The organism is Spirochaetia bacterium 38H-sp (assembly GCA_039023545.1).
GTDB classification, from domain to species: Bacteria; Spirochaetota; Spirochaetia; order Winmispirales; family Winmispiraceae; genus Rarispira; species Rarispira pelagica.
Map to the genome: position 1 here is coordinate 117,644 of JBCHKQ010000001.1, position 23,832 is coordinate 141,475.

The 23,832-nt window shown below is 41.6% G+C and carries 14 protein-coding genes; 7 read left to right on the forward strand and 7 right to left on the reverse strand.

Annotated features, from left to right (window positions below):
• Positions 1–161 precede the first annotated feature (161 nt).
• The 4 genes from WKV44_00520 (at position 162) to nth (ending at position 7,687) form a co-directional block, all read left to right on the forward strand.
• The gene (locus WKV44_00520; protein ID MEM5947019.1) at positions 162–2,591 is read left to right on the forward strand and encodes a glycoside hydrolase family 9 protein; all 2,430 of its coding nucleotides are present in this window, start codon (positions 162–164) and stop codon (positions 2,589–2,591) included.
• 92 nt (positions 2,592–2,683) lie between these two features.
• On the forward strand, positions 2,684–4,327 hold the full coding sequence (locus WKV44_00525; protein MEM5947020.1) for a cellulase family glycosylhydrolase: 1,644 nt from the start codon (positions 2,684–2,686) through the stop codon (positions 4,325–4,327).
• A 98-nt stretch (positions 4,328–4,425) separates the two neighbouring features.
• Entirely contained in the window at positions 4,426–6,753 is a 2,328-nt protein-coding gene (locus tag WKV44_00530; protein MEM5947021.1) for a glycoside hydrolase family 9 protein, read from the forward strand.
• A gap of 310 nt (positions 6,754–7,063) precedes the next feature.
• Positions 7,064–7,687, forward strand: a complete 624-nt coding sequence (gene nth, locus WKV44_00535; protein ID MEM5947022.1) for an endonuclease III — start codon at positions 7,064–7,066, stop codon at positions 7,685–7,687.
• 135 nt (positions 7,688–7,822) lie between these two features.
• On the opposite strand, the gene WKV44_00540 is transcribed toward nth, so the two are convergent.
• Both WKV44_00540 and WKV44_00545 read right to left on the reverse strand, forming a co-directional pair.
• A complete protein-coding gene (locus WKV44_00540; GenBank protein ID MEM5947023.1) occupies positions 7,823–8,605 on the reverse strand; it encodes an ankyrin repeat domain-containing protein in 783 nt (260 codons plus the stop codon).
• 145 nt (positions 8,606–8,750) lie between these two features.
• Positions 8,751–10,499, reverse strand: a complete 1,749-nt coding sequence (locus tag WKV44_00545) for a YgiQ family radical SAM protein (protein MEM5947024.1) — start codon at positions 10,497–10,499, stop codon at positions 8,751–8,753.
• Positions 10,500–10,723: 224 nt separating this feature from the next.
• On the opposite strand from WKV44_00545, the gene WKV44_00550 reads away from it, so the two are divergent.
• Together WKV44_00550 and WKV44_00555 are read left to right on the forward strand one after the other, a co-directional pair.
• Complete coding sequence (locus WKV44_00550; GenBank protein MEM5947025.1) at positions 10,724–12,172, forward strand: adenylate/guanylate cyclase domain-containing protein; 1,449 nt, start codon at positions 10,724–10,726, stop codon at positions 12,170–12,172.
• A 3-nt stretch (positions 12,173–12,175) separates the two neighbouring features.
• Positions 12,176–12,679 (forward strand): cytochrome P460 family protein, encoded by a 504-nt coding sequence (locus WKV44_00555; protein ID MEM5947026.1) that lies wholly within the window; start codon positions 12,176–12,178, stop codon positions 12,677–12,679.
• Between the two features lie 15 nt (positions 12,680–12,694).
• Here the strand turns inward: WKV44_00555 and ccsA are convergent, their stop codons facing one another.
• Both ccsA and WKV44_00565 read right to left on the reverse strand, forming a co-directional pair.
• Entirely contained in the window at positions 12,695–13,447 is a 753-nt protein-coding gene (ccsA, locus tag WKV44_00560) for a cytochrome c biogenesis protein CcsA (protein ID MEM5947027.1), read from the reverse strand.
• On the reverse strand, positions 13,440–14,222 hold the full coding sequence (locus WKV44_00565) for a hypothetical protein (protein MEM5947028.1): 783 nt from the start codon (positions 14,220–14,222) through the stop codon (positions 13,440–13,442). Before WKV44_00565 ends, ccsA begins: the two co-directional genes overlap by 8 nt.
• A 437-nt stretch (positions 14,223–14,659) precedes the next feature.
• Here WKV44_00565 and WKV44_00570 point away from each other — a divergent pair, with 437 nt between their 5' ends.
• On the forward strand, positions 14,660–15,643 hold the full coding sequence (locus WKV44_00570; protein ID MEM5947029.1) for a beta-ketoacyl-ACP synthase III: 984 nt from the start codon (positions 14,660–14,662) through the stop codon (positions 15,641–15,643).
• A 306-nt stretch (positions 15,644–15,949) separates the two neighbouring features.
• Here the strand turns inward: WKV44_00570 and WKV44_00575 are convergent, their stop codons facing one another.
• The 3 genes from WKV44_00575 to WKV44_00585 all read right to left on the reverse strand — a co-directional run bounded on the left by WKV44_00575 (position 15,950) and on the right by WKV44_00585 (position 23,829).
• Entirely contained in the window at positions 15,950–19,291 is a 3,342-nt protein-coding gene (locus WKV44_00575; protein ID MEM5947030.1) for a UvrD-helicase domain-containing protein, read from the reverse strand.
• Entirely contained in the window at positions 19,281–22,088 is a 2,808-nt protein-coding gene (locus WKV44_00580; protein ID MEM5947031.1) for a PD-(D/E)XK nuclease family protein, read from the reverse strand. The genes WKV44_00575 and WKV44_00580 overlap by 11 nt, the downstream gene beginning before the upstream one ends.
• A 109-nt stretch (positions 22,089–22,197) precedes the next feature.
• Positions 22,198–23,829 (reverse strand): hypothetical protein, encoded by a 1,632-nt coding sequence (locus WKV44_00585; GenBank protein MEM5947032.1) that lies wholly within the window; start codon positions 23,827–23,829, stop codon positions 22,198–22,200.
• Between the last annotated feature and the right edge of the window lie 3 nt (positions 23,830–23,832).

Consider the following 23,832-nt stretch of genomic DNA (forward strand, 5'->3'; position numbering starts at 1 on the left):
CTTTTTAAAGGTGTGCCGCTTATTCTGTGGAAGATAATTATGTCTAAGTTTTTTTGTCGTATAACATGGTATTCTCAAATAGTACTTTTGGTTTATTTACAAGGTCAAATAACGTGGTAAAATTGGACATTCTAGAGATTCTATACTTTTGGGGAGGTTTCATGAAGAAATCCTTTAAAATGCTGGCAGTTATGCTGCTCCTGCTAGCTTTTCTCTCTTCTTCCTGTTCTCTTATAACAGGAAATTCTGAGCAGCAAGGTATAAGTGCCAATGTAGCAAGGGCTGCAGGTACTTATAATTATGCCGAGGCTCTGCAGAAGGCTATTTACTTCTATGAGGCTCAGCAGGCTGGTCCTCTGCCGGAATGGAACCGTGTAGAGTGGCGCGGCGATGCTACCATGAACGATGCTGTTCTTGGCGGCTGGTACGATGCCGGTGACCATGTCAAGTTTAATCTGCCTATGTCTTATACAGCAAGTATGATGGGTTGGGAAATCTATGAGTATGCTTCCTATTTCCAGCAGGCAGGTCAGCTTGATATTCTCAAAAACAACCTCAAGTTTACTCTTGACTATCTTGCCAATTGTTGGGATGGCAATACTTATGTTTACCAGATTGGCGATGGTGGAAAGGATCACTCATGGTGGGGTCCTGTTGAGGTTATAGAGAAGGAGGCTCAGGCCGGTAATCGTCCTGCTTTCTCTGCAAGTCACGGTCTTTCTGCTGTTATGGGGCAGACTGCTGCTGCTCTTGCTCTTGGTTATTATGTTTTTAAAGAGCCTGTATACCTGCAGAAGGCAAAAGAACTTTTTGCAAGGGCTGATGCAGACAGGAGTGATGAAAACTATACAGCAGCAAGTGGCTATTATAACTCTTGGAGCGGATTTTATGATGAGCTTATGTGGGCTTCTGTATGGCTCTATGTTGCAACAGGAGATGCATCTTATCTGACCAAGGCTGAGTCCTATGTTCCTCTTCTCAATAGGCAGGGACAGACAACTGACATAGAGTACAAGTGGGGACATGCATGGGATGATTCTCACTACGGTGCGATGTTGATGCTGGCAAAGCTCACAGGAAAGCAGGAGTATATAGACTTTATTCATATGCATCTTGACTGGTGGGCAAATGGTGCCAATGGTTTTACTCCTGCAGGTCTTGCATGGCTTGATCAGTGGGGAAGCCTCCGCTATGCAACAACAGCTGCTTTTCTGGCTTTTGTCTATGCTGACTGGACAGGTGCGGATCCCGTGAGGGCTCAGACTTATAAGGCTTTTGCAGAAAAGCAGGTTAACTATGCTCTTGGTGATAATGAGCAGAAGAGAAGCTATGTCATAGGTTTTGGTGTAAATCCGCCTCAGCATCCTCACCACAGAACTTCTCACGGTTCATGGTCGGATCAGCAGACTGTACCAGATCATCACAGGCATATTCTCTACGGTGCTCTTGTAGGTGGTCCAGGAAAGGACGGTAGCTATGAGGATGATATTTCTAACTATGTTAACAATGAGGTTGCTTGCGATTATAATGCGGGTTTCTTGGGTGCTCTTGCCCGCATGGTTGGAGAATATGGTGGAACACCTCTTTCCAACTTCCCTGAGCCTGAGGCTAGGCCCGACTACTCAGATGATGAGTTTTTTACAGAAGCTGCTCTCAACAGCTCCGGTTCCAACTATACAGAGATAAAGGTTCTTGCCAACAACCGCTCTGCATGGCCTGCAAGGATGATAAAGGATCTTAGATTCCGTTATTATATTGATATATCAGAGCTTCTTGCCGCAGGCTATACTGCTGCTGATGTTACTGTTACTACCAATTATGTTGAATTCCCTGTAACTATATCTCCTCTCAAACAATACAGCGGAAGCATCTATTATGTGGAAGTTGCTTTTGTTGATGGTACGGATATATATCCTGGTGGTCAGAGCGAATATGCTGGCGAAGTACAGATGAGAATTGCCGCTCCCATAGGTACAACAGTATGGGATCCAACAAATGATCCATCTTACCAGGGGCTTCCTCTTACAAGTACTGCCATAACAAAGACTCCCAATATTCCTATGTATGACGGAACTACTTTGATTTTTGGTAATGAGCCTGATGGAAGCACACCCACACCAACACCCACACCAACACCCACACCAACACCCACACCAACACCCACACCAACACCCACACCAACACCCACACCAACACCCACACCAACACCAACACCAACACCAACACCAACACCAACACCCACACCCACACCAACACCCACACCCACACCTACACCTACACCTACTCCTACTCCTACTCCTACTCCTACTCCAACAGCTACACCTACTCCAACTCAGGGTACTTATGAGCTTATAACTCTGCCTTTTACTTACGACGGTGCCGGCGAGTTCTTCTGGAAGACAGATGCTTTTAGCACTACTGTTAACTGGAATAGGTTTATCAACTCATGGAATCTTGATCTTCTTGACGTAAACGGCGTTGATATAACCAACACATGGACAGCCCAGCATACAATACCTGCTGCTGCAGATGGTTTCTGGTATATTCACTTTAAGTCTTCTGTTGCATGGGCACATGTAGAAATCAAATAATTTTGTTTTACAACAAGGGGAGCAGCTATGCTGCTCCCCGTTCGGTCTTTTATTTCTATTTTTATTAATATCAATATTTTACGGAGAAAAGAATGAAAAGATTTTTTAAGATAACAGGCTTTTTGCTCCTGTTTACTGTGTTTTTTTCTTCCTGCAATCTGGCTTTTGACAGCAGTATAGAAAAGGCAGCTACTGCTCCTTCCCGCGCAACAAGTCTTTCTGTAGGAAGGCTTACTGGTATCAACTGGTTTGGTTTTGAAACCGGTAATTATGTTCTTCACGGTCTATGGGCTCGTGATTACAAGGGGGTATTAAAACAGATAGCTGATCTTGGTTTTAACACTATAAGAATTCCATGGTCTAATGAAATGCTGGATAAGACTCCCAGCTCCATACAGATCAATCCTTCTGCAAGCGATGCTTATACCGGAGAGCCGGGGCTCAATCTGGACCTTGCAGGTCTCAGTTCTCTTGAGGTTCTGGATAAGGTTATAGAAGAGGCTGCAAAGCTTGGACTCTATATAATTCTGGATAACCACTCAAGAAATGCAGACGGATATCTTAACGAGACTCTCTGGTACACAGACACCGTATCAGAAGATAAATGGATTGCAGACTGGGTTATGATGGCCAAACGTTATAAAAATTATCCCAATGTCATAGGTATGGACCTCAACAATGAGCCTCACGGTAACACCGGCATGGGACAGAAGCCCCCTGCAACATGGGGCTATAACCTCACAGAATACGGAAATACGGACTGGAAGGCTGCAGCCGAAAAGTGTGCAGCTGCTATTCTTGATGTAAACCCCAACGTATATATCCTTGTAGAAGGTGTAGAAGAGTATAAGGGCGAGACATACTGGTGGGGTGGAAATCTTGCAGGTGTTAGAGACTATCCCATAACTTCTATACCGGCAGACAAGCTGATCTATTCTCCTCATGAGTACGGTCCCGAGGTATACAATCAGGCATGGTTTAGTGCTTCTGATTTTCCTTCCAATATGCCTGCTATATGGGATGAGCACTTCTGGTTTATATATAAAGAAGGAATTGCACCACTTCTGTTTGGCGAGTTTGGCATAAAGGAAGAGAGTGCGGCTGATCCCTCAAGTGTTGCTTATCAGTGGTTTACAACTTTTATGCAGTATGTGGGCGACAAGGCTTCCTGGACTTTCTGGGCACTTAACCCCAACTCAGGTGATACTGGCGGTATTCTAAAGGACGACTGGGTAAGTGTTAACACAGCAAAATACAACCTCATAAAACCCTATCTTGCAAATGCTCCCACTACACCACCCACAGCTACACCCACAGCTACACCCACAGCTACACCCACAGCTACACCCACAGCTACACCCACAGCTACACCCACAGCTACACCCACACCTACACCTACACCTACACCCACACCTACACCCACACCTACACCCACACCTACTCCTACTCCTACTCCAACAGCTACACCTACTCCAACTCAGGGTACTTATGAGCTTATAACTCTGCCTTTTACTTACGACGGTGCCGGCGAGTTCTTCTGGAAGACAGATGCTTTTAGCACTACTGTTAACTGGAATAGGTTTATCAACTCATGGAATCTTGATCTTCTTGACGTAAACGGCGTTGATATAACCAACACATGGACAGCCCAGCATACAATACCTGCTGCTGCAGACGGATTCTGGTACATTCACTACAAAGGCTCAGTTCCATCATCCCATATTGAGATAAAATAAGCTCCATCTTCTCTCATTGGGGACCATCCGGTCCCCTCTCTTCTCATATCATCAGTCATCACAGCTAAATATCTATCTTATTAAACAAAGGAGAAATCATGAAAATAAAATCTTTTACAATTCTAATAACAGCATTATTACTAACAAGTTGTTCCCTAACCTCACCGGACAGCAACAGAACACTGGAAAGTGCAGGAAGATTTGCAAGCCCTATCAATCAATTTAACTATGTAGATGCTTTTGCTAAGTCAATATTATTTTATGAAGCAAGCTGGTGTGGTCCGGATGCAGGCAATAACAGACTAGCATGGAGAGGGCCTTGCCATACAGAAGACGGAAAGGATGTAGGACTGGACCTTACAGGCGGATTTCATGATGCAGGCGACCATGTAAAATTTGGGTTACCTCAGGCATATGCAGCATCAACACTGGGTTGGGCATACTACGAATATAAAGACACCTTTGTTGCAACAGGACAAGATTCTTATATGCTCAACATCTTAAAACATTTTACTGACTATTTTCTAAAAAGTTACACTAATCCGACAACTTTATACTATCAAGTAGGTGATGGAACTGTAGATCATTCTTACTGGGGACCACCAGAGCTTCAGGATACAAATAGACCGACACTTTTTGTTGCAACACCAAGTACTCCTGCATCGGATATTGCAGGTCAGATGGCAGCTGCACTCGCCATAATGTCCATAAACTACAAAGATATTGATCCGACCTATAGTCAAAAATGCTTGGAAGCTGCAGAAAACCTCTTCGCCTTTGGAAATACATACAGAGGCGCAAGTAAAAGCGGTGGTTTTTATGAGCCCGGTGACTATAAGGATGAACTTACTTGGGGAGCTTTATGGCTATATATCGCAACAGGAAATACAACTTACCTGGATAGTGTAAAAGCTCTTCTTAAGGAAAAAGGAATTGATGGTAGCAATTCATACACCAACTCTTGGACAATCTGCTGGGATGATGTCTGGGCAGGAGTTTTTGTAAAACTCGCACATATAACCAAGGACGCTTTTTATATAAAAATAGCAGAAGACAATTTGGACTTTTGGCTCAACAGGATTCCATACACCTCTGGAGGTCTTGCATATCTTAACTCATGGGGAGTGCTTAGATACAGTGCAGCAGAAGCCATGATAGCAATGGTATATTCTAAGTATTTTCCCAATCAGCAATACATAGATTTTGCACTGTCTCAGATAAACTATATACTCGGTGACAATCCGTTGGGAATGTCCTACGAGGTAGGTTTTGGCAACAACTATCCTAAATTTCCTCACCACAGAGCAGCGAGTGGAAGATTAGAAGGACCTCCAGCAAACGAAAGCAAAACAGATCCTGAAAAGCACCTTTTATATGGCGCTCTTGTTGGCGGCCCAGATGATACAGATAACTATTCCGATGCAATTGATTCATACGAACACACTGAAGTTGCTCTAGATTATAACGCGGGTTTTGTAGGTGCACTGGCAGGGGTTGTCAACTATTTTGGAGCAAATCAAAGTCCGGAACCTACTCCAGGTATAGAGCCTAATCAGCCAGAAATATACGTAAGCGCATATAAAGTAGAAGACACCAATCAGCAAACAGTTATAAAGGCGTATATAAACAATAATACTTTATTACCTCCACGTTGGGAAACAGGATTAAGCTTTAGATACTTTGTAGATCTCAGCGAGATATATCAAAGCGGCCACACTGTCAATGATATAACATCAGCTGTATTTTATGGTCCTAATAATGGCACAATATCAGCACTGCTCCCATGGGACAAAGAGAATCATATCTATTATGTAGAAGCAAGTTGGCCTGATTCTCAGCTCTATGGAAAAGTGGAGTTCCAATTTTCCATTGCATCTTACAATGCTCCCGTATGGAACTCATCCAATGACTTTTCTGCCCAAGGGATTCCCTTAACCGCTCCAGACATAATAAGCGAGAACATTGCGGTATACAAAAACGGAATATTAATTTATGGAAAAGAACCTACAGGGATAATTACTCCGCCACCAACACCTACTCCAACACCTACTCCAACACCTACTCCAACACCTACTCCTACTCCAACACCTACTCCTACTCCAACACCTACTCCTACTCCTACTCCTACTCCTACTCCTACTCCTACTCCAACAGCTACACCTACTCCAACTCAGGGTACTTATGAGCTTATAACTCTGCCTTTTACTTACGACGGTGCCGGCGAGTTCTTCTGGAAGACAGATGCTTTTAGCACTACTGTTAACTGGAATAGGTTTATCAACTCATGGAATCTTGATCTTCTTGACGTAAACGGCGTTGATATAACCAACACATGGACAGCCCAGCATACAATACCTGCTGCAGACGGATTCTGGTACATTCACTACAAAGGCTCAGTTCCATCATCCCATATTGAGATAAAATAAGCTCCATCTTCTCTCATTGGGGACCATCCGGTCCCCTCTCTTCTCTATCTTATTTGCACGAAACCTACACACAAAACATTATACCGAACGTCGGACCTGAGCCATATAAGGCAAAACAGGAAGGAAACCTCAGCCCCTCCTGCCTTCGGCATATATGCTGTACACAAAAGAAGCGTCGCTTTCTTATTAATGCATCTGCCTGAGGCAGCATGGGCCGCAGGAAGCGGCCATGCGTTCGGCATAAAAAAGCAGCATCCTTATAGTACTCGCAAAAACTTGAAATCTATCTGCTCAAGCGGTATAAAAAGATATGAATAAAAACTTTGACAAAATCTACTCGATTCTTCTCAAAGCATATCCAGACCTCTCGTCTTTTATAGAATACAAGCAGCCCTTTGAGCTCCTTATAGGCGTAATACTGTCTGCCCAATCTACTGACAGGCAGGTCAATATAATCCTCCCAAATCTCTTTGCGCGCTACCCGGGAGCAGCAGAGCTTGCGCAGGCAAGTCAAAAGGACGTAGAAGAGCTCATAAGAAGCGTGGGATTCTATCGTATAAAAGCAGCCAACATAATAAAAACCGCAGACATCATCCATAACCAGCACGGCGGAACAATCCCGAGCAGCATGGAAGAACTTACAGCACTTCCTGGAGTAGGAAGGAAAAGCGCCAACGTCATAAGAGGCACAATATACGGACTTCCGGCAATCATCGTGGACACCCATTTTATGCGCGTAAGCCGACGGCTGGGACTGACAGAGCAAAAAACACCGGAAAAAATAGAGAAAGACCTGGCAGCAAAAATCCCACCGAAAAAACAATACCCACTCTCCATGACAGTAAACCGCCATGGAAGAACAACCTGCCATGCAAGAAAACCTGACTGCACAAACTGCATACTCAGAGACTACTGCCCCAAAATAGGACTATAAACCGAACGCAGAAACTGCGCCATATAAAGAAAAGCCCCAAACAAAGCGCAGCTTCTGCTGCCTACGGCAAATAAGCTGCAAAACAAATTGCTCTGGGGAAGAAAACAAAGTTACTCTCTATAATTGAGAATTTTTTTAAGGTAAGGTGAATAAAGCTTTAAGCACTGTTTTCTGATCTATGTCTAAAGATTTTACAAATTCTGAAACGTATTTTGGATATTGATCTTTGATTAAAACAAGAATATTAAATATATCTATATTTTTGCTTTTGATATACCTTGCCATCTGGAAGTCCTTTCTTATAAAATATACAGCATCTCCTAGATATTCGTGTATAGTACTTAAAACATTTACATCCGCTCCTTTTTGAATAAGAAAATCAGCCAAATCAAAGTGGTAGTTTGAGATAGCTGTTAGCAGAGGTTCTTCATTTCTTGCATGCACATCGGCTCCGTATTGTAATAATACATCTACAATCTGATGATAGTTTTTTTCTACGGCAAATATCAGTGCTGCATCTTTAAATGCATGAACATCTGCACCATTATCTAAGAGGAATTTTACAATTTCAACGCTTTGGGCAAGTACGGCTTTTACTATTGTATAGCCAAGGGCTGCGTGTATATTTGCACCATATGGGATAAGCATTTTTACTATATCCAGATTTCCTATTTCTATTGCTTTTTCTATGGGAGGGTCGCTTTCTCTATAGTAGTTATAATCTTTAAAATTTTTATATATACCCATTTCTAAGAGAGTTTTTATCAGTTGTATGTTTTCTTTTGTTATGGCCGTCATAAAAATCTTCTCTAATAATCTGTCGGGATAAGTTACTTTCTGCAACTTTTTCAGTTCTTCTATTTGTCCCTCTGGGGATAAAGAGGCTAATCTGTAATAACATTCTGTTAAGAAACTCATAATACTTTTATTATATATAAACAAAGAAAAAACAAGAAAAAAACCTGATAACAGGTGTACTTTGGAGTCTATTTGCTGATTGGTTTAACTTTTTATAACATATAGCATTCACAAGTAAAAAGTATTTTTTACCACCAAGGGGCGTTTAATTTTTATAATAAGAAATCTTTTTCTGTACTTGGAGGTTCTTACTTTTTGAGAAATTTCTAGCACTGCTTAAGAGCAGATTTTTCTGTTTTTCTTTGCCTTTTATGCTTTTTTCTACGATGATTTTTTCTCCCGTAAATGGGTTGCATCCTGTATAGTACATAAGAGTAGATATGGTAGATGGTGTAGGTGTAAATATCTGGATTTGTTTGGGATTGATATGCAGTTTTTCAGCGGCAAAAGACTTGAGTTTTCTCATGTGCTTCTCAGAGCATCCGGGATGAGCTGCTATAAAGTAGTATGTCAAAAACTGTTTCTTACCTGCTTCTGCAGAGAGTTTGTCAAAAGCTGTCTTAAACTCTATCAATCTGTCGATTGATGGTTTGCCCATAAGTCGTAGGATGCTGTTGTCTATGTGCTCTGGTGCTATCTTGAGTTGGCCTGATACATGGTGCTTTACAATTTCTGCAAGGTATTCTTTTCCATTCTTTGTATCGTCCAATATCATATCATACCTAAGTCCGCTTGCAACAAAGACTTTCCTTATTCCGGGTATGTTTCTTATTTTTTTTAGAAGCTGTATCTGCAGTCCGTGGTCTATGGGAAGACCAGAACAGCTTGAGGGGAATATACAGCGTTTTTTTCTGCATATTCCGGTTTTTATCTTCTTTTTGCATTCCACTTTATACATATTTGCTGTTGCTCCGCCTACATCGTTGATTATACCTTTAAAATCGGGATGAGTGGTGTATCTTTTTATTTCTCTCAATATTGATTCCTGACTTCTACTCTGCACGGTGCGTCCCTGATGCATGGATATGGCGCAGAAATTGCATTCTCCGTAACAGCCTCTGTGGGTGGTTACAGAGAAGCGGATGGTGTCCATTGCTCTTATTTTGCCTTGGTTTTTGTAGATGGGATGAGGTCTGTTCTCAAACTCAAGCTCGTATATGCTGTCAATCTCTTCTGTTGTAAGCAGAGCTGGAGGAGGTGTGATAACAAGGTAGCGATTGTCATAACGTTGGAAGAGTTTTTTTGCTGTTATAGGATCTGTGTTATCATAAAAGGCCATAAACATGCGGGTAAATGCATTTTTATCTTCTTTTACCTCTTGGTACGAGGGTAATTCTATTCCATCGGATGGTTTTTCCCCTGATATATAGCATAGTCCACGTATGTCTTCTATTGTTCTTCCTTCCTTTATTGCTTGTGCCAGCTTGAGTGTGCTGTACTCTGCCATGCCGTACAAGAGATAATCAGCTTTGGCATCCGGCAGTACAGATCTTCGCACTGTATCAGTCCAGTAGTCATAGTGAGCTATTCTCCTAAGGCTGGCTTCTATTCCGCCAAGTACTATGGGTGCTGTTTTCTTAAAGTGCTGTCTTATCAGGTTGGTATAGACTATTGTGGCTCTGTCCGGTCTTCTGTTATTTATTCCTCCAGGGGTGTAGTCGTCTGTTTTGCGTTTTTTACCTGTAGCTGTGTAATTAGCTACCATGGAGTCTACGGCTCCTGCGCTTACTCCCCAAAACAGTCGGGGCTCTCCCAGTCTTGTTATGTCTTTGCTGCTCTTCCAGTCTGGCTGTGGTATTATTGCTACTCTAAATCCATGTTTTATTAGGAATTTGCCCAACAGTGCCACGCCTGTAAATGGCGAGTCTATATAGGCATCTCCTGTTACAAATATGATATCAAGGCTGTCCCAGCCGAGTTTTTTTGTCTCATCCTGTGTTACGGGAATAAACATATGGCTCCTATAAGATGGGAAGTACTGTAAAGTATAGATAATTTTTTGCCGGTAAGGAAGTATCGTGTCCATACAGAGTGTATAGTGGCTGTCTTATAATGGGTTTCTGGTTTTCTGCCGCAGGCAGCAGAGGATGCTGTGTGCAGCATCCTCTGCGTTCGGTCTATGTTATTAATATAAAAATATTTGTTGATTTCTTTTGGGTTTGGTTTTATTCTGTTTATATGGCAAAGCGTTCTTCTATTACAAGAAAGGTTATTGTTATTATCTCTGTTACTCTTATCCTGGGGATAGGGCTCATCACTTATCTTTTTACAAGAAATATTATCAAGACTATCAATGATAGTACTGTCAAAAACCTTGAGGTGCAGACGGATGTGCTTTTTAATGCCATTGAGAATATGATGATGCCGGGTGATGCGGCTCTGGCTTCTGCTTTTTTTTCCGATATTGCAGAGGATAATCCTGGCTCCGAGATTCTGCTTTTTAGGGCGGATGGGAGGCCTGCTTTTACGGATACGAGTACCATAGAGAAGGTAAATGCTATTATAGGGACGGAGAGGTTTGATAAGAATACTCCACGGGTCTTTTCTGATATAGAGAGTCTTTCTGCTGATGAGATTGCTTATATCATGCAGCCCTTTCCTCATACGTTTAAGGAGTCTTATTCCAGTGACAATAGGACTTATATCAGGGTACTTACGCCTCTTATCAATCTCCCCAAGTGTACGCTTTGCCATGGTTCTGACCATACTGTGAGAGGTATTGTAGAAATTAATGAGGATATTACAGACTCCATAATGCAGCAGCGGGATAATCTTGTGTTTGCAGGGGTTTCTTTTGTTGTTATTGTTGTATTGTTGGGCGGGATTCTTACTTTTTTTATGAGAAAAAGTGTTCTTGACCCTGTAAGGGAGATTGGAAGGGCTTGTACTGCTGTTACTGCCGGAGATTTTGATGTGCGCATAGACTTAAGTCAGCAGGATGAGATAGGGCAGTTAGCAGAAACTGTCAATACTATGGTCAAGGGGCTTTACGAGCGTTTTGCTCTCAGTAAGTTTGTGTCCCGTTCTACAATATCGGCGATAGCTAGTGCAAGTGAGGAGGGGGAAAAGCAGTTTGTAACTATGCTTTTTAGCGATGTCAGGAGTTTTACCAATTATTCTTCCAGCCGAGAACCAGCTACTGTTGTGTCCGTTCTCAACAAGCTCCTGTCTCTGCAAACGGATATTATTCATAAGCATGGTGGTGATATCGATAAGTATGTGGGTGATGAGGTTGTTGCAACTTTTATAGGAGAAGGCGCTGAGCTGAGGGCTGCCCGGGCTGCTACGGAGATTGTAGAGGTGCTGTCTGCAAGGCAAGGTGAGCTTGACAATCTTATGGTTGGTCTTGGTATACATTATGGTGAGGTTATTATGGGGCGTGTGGGAAGCAGCAGCAGAGCAGATTATACTGTTATAGGAGATACTGTTAATCTTGCATCGCGTCTTTGCAATTCTGCCAAGCCCGGCATGATTCTGATATCTTCTGCTTTCTACGAGAAAATAAAGGCCAGTGTTGATGTTACAGGCCCGTATGAGCTAAGGGTTAAGGGTAAGGAGGATGTGCAGAAGGTATACGGCCTAAAGAAGGTCTTGCAAGATGCTGGTAAAAAAGAGGAGGAAGCATAAGATATGAAGAAACTGTTTTTATTTTCTATCTTTATAATGTTATTTTTCTCATGCAGTGCAGGTAAAAAAGATTATACGATAGAGGATGACTACAGAAGCTGGAAAAGAACTACCAATATCGAGCTTGATTATCCTATACCCGGACATGGATCTGCATACAGAAGGATATATATCAACCCTACGGGAGAGAATGTAAAGATAGAGAAAAAGGGCAATTGGGAGTCTTATATATATCCAGAAGGAACCGTTATAGTAAAAGAGATTTTTAATAAAAAGCCAGCAGGAGAGGAAAAAGCGGATATTTTGACTGCCATGATCAAGGCTCCCAATGATCCCAATAGCAAAAACGGCTGGGTATGGATAATGCAGCGCGGCAACACTGCTACCATTATAACAGACCCTTTCTGCGTAACATGCCATGAGAATGCCAATGAGAGTCATCCTTATGGAGACGGCAATCCCGGCGCTGTTTTTAGGGATTTTGTATTTTTTCCATACAATCCTTAAAGCGATATAAAATTATTAGCCGTATGAATGCTTTCCATCAAATAAATACGGCACTCCTAGAAGTGTAAATAGCATAAAGACAATGGCTAATAATATTACTGCTCTGGCCCAGTTTTTTTTCTTATAAGCAGGGCTTAGATGAACATAGGCCGTAAGCATGAGCCAGGTAATAAGGCTCCATGTCTCTTTGGCATCCCATGACCAGAAACTCCCCCAGGCAAAGTATGCCCAGACTGCACCAAAGATAAGCGCTCCTGCCGTAAAGAAAAGATATCCCCAATATATGAGGCTTTCTTCTATTCCTAATCCCCTGTCTTTCTTGCTTATAAGTCTTGCTACGAGTATAAAGCCTCCTGCATATATAAGGGATTCTCCCGCTATGCTGGTGAGGACATGAAGAATCAGCCATGCACTTGCAAGGACAGGCTTAACCGAGCCTGGCGGAGGTGCTAGAGGAGACATGGCGAGGCTTATTGCAATCCATGATGCAAAAGAAAGCGCAAGTCTGGCAACAATGTCTTTTTTTATAAAAATTGCTATAAGTGCAGCCATCAGAGATAAAGAAAGGAATACATCATGAAGAGATATCAGGGATAGTACACCCAAGTTTATCGTATTATAAAGCATAAGAGAGATTACAAGGGCTAAAAATAAAAAGAGTATTGTCCCGTATGCTTTCTCAGAAAAAGGCTTTATCATAAAAACTATTGCCATGAGAAGATGAAGCAATGCAATAGCCCAGGCTGCGAATAGTATAATATTATTCATATTTTTTCTCCAATATTTTTATCTTTGCAATCCCCAGGAGGATAAGTCCCACAAGGCTAAAAAGGATGCCTGCAAAAACAATAGCAGAGCCGGATGTTCTTTTTATGAGTAGACCTGCATATATCTCCCTTTGATAAGCTGTTATTTTTATTCCCTCACTTAGTGTTCCGGGAAATATTGCATACTTTTTAGTGTCATAGTATATGGCCTCCTTGTCCATTGTAATTGTCTTGTCTCCAACTATGATACTTTGCCCAGAATAAACAGCCTGTTTTTCTCCATGTATATCAAGGATAATTCTTGAATCCGCATATGTCCACAGATAAACAAGACTATCCCCCAGTCTGCAGGGCAGATTGGCTTCTATCACAACAGGAACCTTACCATTTATAAGAGCCTTTACCTTGAGGACTTCCTTTTTATCTGTTGCTTCTATCTCCGATACCAGAAGGCTGTTTTCTCCTATTTTAAACCCCTCTTCTTTTCCAAGAAAAATAAGACGGGCAGGCGGGTTATGCATGTAGATAGCAAGACCTATTATCACAAGAACAATACCTAAATGAAGAACATCAGCTGCTATACTTTTTATGCCTCTAAAGCTTTCTCCCTTTACCAGCCTGGATGCCATACAGAAAATAAGGCTTAGTCCAAGCGCCAGCATTATTCCAGAGAGGACTATGTTATGTATGCTGCTCCCTGACGCAAGAGCAGAAAGTACACCTGCGGCAAGTCCGGCTGCTGCTGTTTTTAACGCACCGTTTAGAGTTCTGCTCATGGGCTAAGTCTAACATAGGAGCGCCGGCTCTGCTAGTTTTTTGCACAAAGAATAAGAAACAGATACTACCCAGTCAAAGGCTGTACAGCATACCTATCAAAGTCTGGATAAATTGCACTATGATTTATTTATACCGAACGCACGGACTCGGAAAACGAGTCCGTGCTGCCTCCAGGCGGAAGAAAAACAGTCCAAAGGTCGGATAATTTACCCTGATATATGTGCCGCAGGCAGGAGGACATGCCCCCTACCCTTTAATGCAGCACTCAGTACGCATGTCCGACGTTCGGTATAAATTATAATCCAGGGCAATGGAGATTATGCTGTAGATAAATAGCTTTACATGAGTTGACAGTAAACAAAAGGATTGACCTTTGTCGGTTTTGTGTCTAGTATCTCATAATCGGACACCGGCCGATAAACTACCGGAGGATTTTATGATTGATGCTATGATAAGCGGCACAGGCTCTTATGTTCCCAACAAACGCATGAGCAATGACGAGCTTGCGCAGATTGTAGATACTTCTGATGAATGGATATTTTCTCACACTGGAATAAGGGCGCGGCATATAGCTGCTGAGCATGAGGCAGCATCCGACTTAGGTGTAGAGGCCGCAAAAAAAGCGCTTGAAGATGCGGGGATTGAGCCCCTTAAGATAGACCTGGTTTTGGTCGCAACATCTACACCGGATTATAACAGCTATCCGTCCACAGCATGTATTATTCAGGACAGGCTGGGCTGCAAGAATGCCGGCGCCATGGATATAACAGCTGCATGTACAGGTTTTGTCTATGGCCTGGAAACAGCTTCTTCTTTTGTTGCAAGCGGCAGAGCAAAACATGTGCTACTGGTAGGTACAGAGGTTAACAGCAGGATTCTCAACTGGAAAGACAGAAACACCTGTGTGCTTTTTGGCGATGCTGCAGGTGCAGTAGTAGTCAGTGTATCACAGGATAAAGACTCCAGAGTTGCAGACAGCATACTTCGCTCCGACGGTTCAGGGGAGAGAGCACTGCTAAGGCCCGCAGGCGGTTCCCGCAAGCCAATAGAAACAGGAAGCAAAGCTGATGATACCTATGTTACAATGGATGGCCGAAAGGTATATCTTTTTGCAGTTGACGCACTCCGTCGCACAGTAGAGGAACTTATGCAAAGAAACTCGCTGGACATAGAAGATGTTGACTGGATAGTCCCGCATCAGGCCAATGTCCGCATAATACAGGCATGTGCCAACAGACTAGGTATACCGCAGGAAAAGTTTTTCCTCAACCTAGAAGAATACGCTAACACATCGGCAGCATCAATTCCGCTAGCAATGGATGAAATGAGAAAAAAAGGACTGCTAAAAAAAGGCAACAGAATAATAACAGTAGGTTTTGGCGCAGGGCTAACTTATGGAGGCAATTACATAATATGGTAGCAAAGGAGGACGCAACCATATAAAAAACAGGCTGCCACATGGCAGCTTTTTTTACAAACCAAGCATAAGAATAAAAAGGAGCAGGATAAGATAGCAGACTTTCCCTGGACTGTTCAGCAGACTATAAAAGGATTCCTCTAGGATAGACTGCTATCACCATATAAAACAAAGCAAAGACAGAGCATCATGCCCCCCCATCCCATCATATACTTCTTCCAGGGTATAACATATAGGATGTATAACATCACAACCATCAAGTACAACCAAGTCTTATACACTCATCATCGGAGCACTCCTGCCTATCTATCAGGCATCAGTCACATAAGCACTAGTACCATCTGCAATAAAAGTGTCTACAGAAGAAAGAAAAGATTCAAGAAAGGTTTCCTCCTCCTTCCAGTCATCTTCTTTAAAAAACTCATAAACTGCAGGCTCCCCTTTGCCAGTAAAAACAAGCCGTACACTTATATTATTTTTTTTCCATAAAAAATCTGCCATACGTATATATAAGAAGACCTGCATCCTGTATTCCTCGGGAAAGCCTCCAGTCTTCCATTCGTAAATAACAACAGAGTTATTTTCTATTTTTACAGCATCCAGCTTGCCATGGATATAATAATCCCTGTATTTAATCTCCACATCATACTCATGCATAAGAGAAGAAAGCTCAAACCTAGAAGAAAGCCCAACAACAGCATCATAAGCCTTATCAAAAAAGGCATCTACTTCGTCATAAGATAAGGCACCTATGGCATCGGGGTTTAGAAGGACATACTTTTTTAACCTTTCTTTATCTTTTATAAATGCAGACTTTTCTATAAGAAAATGAACAAGATTACCATAGACCGTGGAATCATGCAGATCATATCCAGAAGAAAAAGTCTTTATAATATTCTTTTTAGTCTTTTCATAGGCATCCGCTATCACACTTACGCTGAGACTTTTTTTGATATACGGACCAAGCTCAGGCCTGCATTCTTTGTAAACATGCTTTAGCTCCGATAAGAGCCTTGTATTTGGCTTTTTAAACCATACAGAATCTTGCTTTATCTCTTCTTTGATTATTCTGACATGATTTGAGGCCTTAAGCTCCATCTCCTCTGCATCAGAGAAAAGCAAAGGCAAAAAACTATTATCAGAATTACGCTCAGAAATACTTCCGGCAATAAGTAGATGCGACTCTGCCCTGGTAAGAGCAACATACAAAAGACGCCTTAGCTCATATTCTTCCAGCTTCTTTTTTTTATCCAGATAATCCTTTAATACGGGATTACTCTTGGAAAAAGAGAAAACAGGATAAGAATCATCTATAAAGGCATAAGGAAAACTTTTCTCACTCTCCTTCCTCCCGGACTTTCCTACGGAAACAAGAGCAACAAAAGGAAACTCAAGTCCCTTGGAAGCATGTATGGTCATAATCTTTACAGAACTTTCCGCATCTACTGGAACATCATAAAGCTCCTGCTTTTCAAACCTACCCAGCATATCAAAAAGATAATCTATAAAAGATGCAAGAGATTTTCCCTCGTAACTTCTACAAAGGAAAAGAAGTTCATCATAAACCTTTAAAAAGGGATGAAAATCTATCCTCTTAAGAAGCATAAACCTGTAACCAGCATCATACCATAGATATCGTATAAGCTCTGCAGGAGACATCCTGTCAGCCATGTAAGAAAGCTCTCTGTATATAGTTCTGCCTCTCTTATAAGCATCTGGACTGTCAAGCCCCAGCATATCCAGCTCACTATCCGATAAAGAAAAACACACAGGAAACCTGCGCTCTTTTTCCTTTTTTATAACCTTGGTAATGTCCTTGTCAGACAATGCACACAAAGGCCCCCTAAGGACAGCATAAAAAGACAACCAGTCATCGGGATAAACAATAATAAAAAGCCATGATACAAGATCATTGACAGCAGCTTCAAGAAACATATTTCTGCTTACACCTGCAACATAGGGAATCCCCTCTCTTCTCATGGCTTTTTCGTAAGACAGCTGAGCAGTAGTGCTTCTCATAAGTACAGCTATATCCCCGTATGCAAGAGGTCTAAGCTCTCCACTTCTTTTATCCCTAACCATAAGGGAAGAATTTTCCACAAGCCCCTTGAGTTTTGCGGCAACCCATGCAGCCTCAATATCATCCTTGCTATAAAAAGGGTTTTTGACAACATCAGCAGATTTTTTTTGTATACCTACAAAAACAGAAGGCTCAAGAATGGTCTTATCCATTCTTTTCTCTGCGGGATCAAACCTTATCCCTCCTGCATCAGAGTTATTAAAAAGCTCATGAGAAATCTCGTTAAAAAAATCAACAAGAGCAGGCTCTGATCTGTAGTTATGAGCAAGCCTTATAAACTCCATATCCGGATAATCAGGCTTTACTGCATCATCTCTAAGACTGTTAAAGACAGAAACATCAGCGCCTCTAAAAAGATAGATAGACTGTTTCTCATCTCCCACGATAAAAAGCTTTCCGCGTTCAAGAGAATTGATATCGGGAACAGACTCGGAAAAAATCCCTTTTTTTTCCGCAAGAAAGAAAAGAAACTCTTTCTGCAGCTCATTATTATCCTGGAACTCATCCACAAGAATATAATCAAACCTCTCCTTATAAAAAGCCCTGATCCCTTTATCCTTTTTTATAAGCTCTACAGCTGCTGAGAAAACATCGGAAAAAGTAAGGAGATTGTGGCGTCGTTTAAAAGCTATCACCTCATCATGCCACATTTTTATAAAATCATTGAGAACCAAATTATCCTCAAGATTATCATACATGTGCATAATATCATCAGAAAGATTAATAAGCTCTTTTTTACAGTCATTGGGATTTATGCTATCCTTTGCTGTCCGATCCAAAACAAAAGACTCAAGAAGCCTTTTAATCTCCGGCAGAGACTTGGGAACATTATCAAAGAGAGAAATAAGCTCAGATTCTTTTTCCAGAACCTTATCAAGCTTTTCTGTTGTTTTGTTCTTCTTATTTCCCACTATATCAAGAACAGTCCTGCAGGAAGAAAAAAGATTTCTGACTCCTGTTTCAATCTCTTCTATTTTATCCTCAAGCAGCTTTGTAAATCTGTCGGAGTATTGCCATCTTCCAGAAACAGGATAGCCCGTGATACATGCATAGTTTGCGGCATAGTCCATAAGCACATCTTCTACTATCCTATCCGGTTCCCAGTCTTTACATAATAAAGAAAGAGAGTTCTTAAATTGCTCATCCTGCAATGACCTTAGAAAAAAAGTTCTCGCAAGAGCAGAAAGTCCTTCAAGTTCTTCCCCGTTGCAAATAGAAAAATCAGGAGCAAAACCATAACGGCTGCTATACGGCCTTACGACAGATGCACAAAAAGAATCTATCGTAGATATGACAGCCTTTTCAAAATCCCTTATAAGGTTTTCCTCACCGCTTTCTCTTATACCCTCTGCTATTCTCTGGCGCATCTCGCTTGCAGCCTTTCTGGTAAAAGTAAGAGCCATAATCCTTGATGGTTTTACATTCTTTTCTATGACAAGGTATAGAAATCTTCTTGTAAGCACACGTGTCTTTCCTGAGCCTGCACCAGCAACAACAACAGCATTCTTATCAGTAATAACAGCCTGTCTCTGAGCGCTATCAAGACCCCTCAGTATATCTTCAGTTCTCATTGTTTCTACCCTCTCTTATCGCATACCTTGCGCGGCATAATCGTCTGTAAGCACACGCTCCTGTAAAGGAAGAACACACATTCTCATTATCAATAGCATAGGTAAAGTCACAAACCTGTAGACTATCTACAATACCTTCAAGCAATTCTTCCAATATATTAAAGACATCAAGAAGAGAAGAATCATCCTGATAAGAACCAGCAGAGCTTTTCCTGTTTCTTAAAAGGAGTGGATTGTTCTTATTTTCATTAACTACAGGGAAATACATCCCATCAAGAAGTTTGGAAACATCTTCTCCATAAAGATGATATAAAATCAACATATACAGTAAAACCTGTAAATCTATCTTCTCTCCCCTTTCAAGCTTTTCCTTCTTGGGAAAAGACGGGATATTTCCTGTTTTAAAATCTATGACAATAGTAGAATCATCATTATCGCCAAGAAGTAAATCCATTCTTCCTCTGAGAATAAAACCTGCCTCAGGATTATCCCACTTGAGTTCTGATTCCTGAGACTTGACATATAAGGACAGCCCTATATTCTCAAGACTATCCCGCAACCTCTCCGCAATAGTATTGAGATACGGCTCATATCTTTTTGAAAGAACATCAGAAAAAAAGCCAGCCCCTCTTTTATTAAGACCTTGAAGCAGGACAGATTTAAAATCAAAACCCTCATTTGCAAGCTCATCGAGCCTCTTACCAGCAGAAAAGAAGTAAGATAACACCTCGTGCAAGGCACTTCCCACAATCATCCTGTCATAAAAAATAGGCCTTATCCTATACTCATCGATATCAAGCAGTCTTGAAACAAACATCCTAAAAGGACAATCATAAAAATCCTGTACAAAGTGAGGAGAAAAAACAAAAACACCATCGGAAAAATAATTTTTACTTTCAAACCATGGCTTAATCTCAAAAAAATCACCGGGATTAAAAGACTCCTTAAAAAAATAATGATCAAGATGGAGAGCAGCATCATATCCCTTTTTCTGGGAATAAAAAGGCAAAAAATTGCCAGTCTCTCCAGCAAAAAGACCTTTTTCCCCATATATAGGAAGCTTTTCAAGCTCATCCTGCTCTACTGCATTTGTTTTACCATATATAATCACATAAGGAGGAACCTCATGCTGTCTTCCTCCACCCTCAACATGCATAGAAAAAAAAGCATTACATGCAGAGTAGGCCTGTAAAAAAGCATTACCCAGCTCATATTCCCTTATTGAGGCAGATTCTTTCTCCGGCTCAGGTAGAAAAGAAAGCAAAGAAGTCCTTACACTTGCAGACTCTGCATCAAGTCCCATAACAAAGGTATTTTTAAAAGCAATGCCGGCACTCAACCTGTAAGGAAAAACAGAAACACCACCAGAAGACTCGGAGCTCACATAAGACATACCAGAAAGAACAGCAAGCCACACATCCCATGGCCTTGATACAGAAAACAAACCATCCAATACAACCTCATAATTACATAAACGTTGCAAAGCCCTTCGGGCAAAACCCCATGACCTACGCATCTCTGCACCGGGCTCTCCTCCAAGCAAAAAATCATAAAGAAGAGAAAACCTATCAACAAGCATAGAAAAAGACTCAGAAGAAACAACCGCAGGTAAAAAAGAAAACAGCACCCATGCTATAAAACCAAGCTCAGCAAAAAAACGCTCCTCCGTATCCTTGTAAGCTTCTAAAAAAGAGACATCAAGCACACCCCTGTCAAATCTCTCATCCAAGACTGAGAAAAAAGTATCATCCAGATGATGCTCTACCTCATATTTTATATAAGAAAAAAGCCTGTTTTCACCATAGTCCGCAGAAAAATAAGAAGATTTTACGGCAAGCCTTATTATCTCCCGCATTGTCCCACTAAAACGCCAGGGGACATCAGAGGCAAGACACAAATCCCTCAAAGATTCAAACGAAAAACCAGAAGAAACAGCATCGGATATCAAAAAAACAAGCCTTACTCCCGGGACATCCCTGAGAGACCTGCCAAACTCAAAAGAAAGAGGAACCCCATAGACCTCGGATTCTGTACGCAGAATACCTTCTAAAGCCCTGTCCGCAAGAACAATGGAAAAATCAGCAGCAAAAGCCCCCTTTTCCAGCTGATTTCGCAAAGAACTCAGAACATAACGCACCTCGGACACAGGATCAGGAAACACTGTAAGCTCAACATCCTTGCGCACCAAATCCAACCCAATCCAACCATCTGGAAGCTCATCCTTATAAAAAGCTCTTATTGTAAATAACGATGGATACACAACAACCACATTCCCCGGCAGGCGTCCATCAAGACGCGCATCCAAGAAAGCCTTTTCCGGCTCAAAAAGCATAGCCTCACTAAGAAAACGCTCATAATAAGCCCCCAACAATCTCACAGCTTGTGCCCTCTTCTCCGGTAACCTGTCAAAACCTGCAAGAACATGTGGTGCAATCAGCACATCCGGCAAAATAGAAGCAATATAATTTACAAAAGGCGACTCATCCTCTGGACAATCAAAAAGCCCCTCGAGCTCCCCATCTCTCCTACAAAGCGGAGCAACCATAGAAGCAAAGAGAATCCTCTCCATATTGCCAGCGGGTCTATGCAAAGCATCTGCAACATAAGAACGCAGAAAATCATCCCAGGATAAAAATCGCCCGGCATCAACAGCAGTATAAACATCAGTCATGCAATCAAGAAAGAAACGCCTCACAACCTCGGAAGGAAACACAAAAGCCGCAGCAGGAGAAGACTTATACAAAACACACAGACGGGAAAAAACCCCATCAAAATCAGAAAAAACTTCCTTGTGCATAAAACCCCTTTTTAAACAAAAACATACCGAACGGCGTAAGCGCATAGCGCTTCCGCCTTTTAGAAGAAAACTATATCACAAGCATAAATATTTTAAAAACCATATAAAACTATCTCGAAATAAGATAAGCCTTAAAATCCCTGTAGTGATAAGGGAACCATTCTGCAATCCTGGAGGGAGAAAGGGAAAACATCCTTTGCATACCTTCCACCTCCTGAGGGAAAATAACAGAAATATCCCTCCAGAGCTCAAGCTGAGGTGCAGAAGCCACAGAGAAAAGATTAATAGGAGCAAAAACACTCAATACACCGCCAGCAAAGGTACTGCCCCACTTAAAAAAAGTAATTCTATTGGCCTGGGAATATAGCTCAGATATCTGTCTGTGCAGTTTCTCGGCAGCAGCAGGGTCTGTTTCCGCAAGATAAGAAGGATACAAAGCATCTGCCTGCGCCTTTAATTCCTGACTATTATCATTGAGCCAAAAATAAACAGCAGCAGCATCAAGCCCCAAAGCTATAAGGACTTCGCTCACAGGAAGAATAAAATCAAGAGATGAAACCATCCTCTCTCTATGTCTGCTGTCTGATTTTTCTATAAAAAACACAAGCCTCTCATACCAGAGCTGCCAAGACTCAGAAACATATACAAGAACAGGCCTGAGAGCCTTAAGTCGGCCAAGAGCCTCTCCCGGCCTGTATAGCTCAAAAAGCCTCAGCGCATGATACACATTGATAAGCAAATATTCTTCCCCACAGGAAAAAAGAGTATCCATAAGAAGAGAAGTATAAGGAGTATCGGGGGGAACCTCTGACAACAGTTTTCCTATACGTTCAGGAACAAAAGGGTCCGGAGAAAGAGCCGTATCTTCTATGTATTTCTTGAGCTTGCCAGGCTCAAGAAGAAGCAAAAAACCCTTCTCCTGTCCCCTGTAGACAACAAGAGAAGGAGAAAAAGACACATCGGAAAACATAGCTTTCCATTCTGCTGCTAGCTCTCTAAGTCCTCTCTCGTCACCAGAAATTGCTGCAGAAACAGCCTTTTCTTTTATATCAGCTATATAACTCTTCTCCTCATCCGTAAGCACAGGCACAGAAAAACTAATAACAGAATCAGCCCCCCTGCTCACTGTTATTTTCCCCTTTTCTATAATGACCTGCTTACCAAAACGAAACTGCTCCACTCGCCAGTCATACGTACCCGAAATCACAGGTGCAATGATACCGGACACTTCGCCCAGCTCAACATTGTTGATAACAAGATTATATTTACCCCTTTCTCCAAGATTCTGTACACTGACCCTTCCCATCTCGACTTGCTCAGCAGAAATAGCTTTTATAAGAGAAGTAACCGCTGTCTCCAACTGCTCAAAAGGACTATCCAGTCTGGAGATATTAGATTCTATATTATTAAGGACCTTCCCGTCATCCGTATTTATGAGAGTAAAACTTATAACATAACCTTCGCTACCATTTGAGAAAGCAGTATAAAGAAGTCTGTCTGGATTTTTTTCTTCTATTATTTTTTTTACATCGGTATCCTCACCCTTCTTTATTTCAATCGGGATAACATCCTTTAACAGCATAAGGTCCAGAGAGATAGCATTTTTCAGACTGGACACAATGGCCTTTGCCTGAGGCTCCCTTACATCTGTATCAAAAGGCATTACGGCAACCCGGAGTTCTTTTGAAAAAACAGGAAATACTAACAGAAAAAATATAACAGAAAGAAAAACTTTCTTCATAGT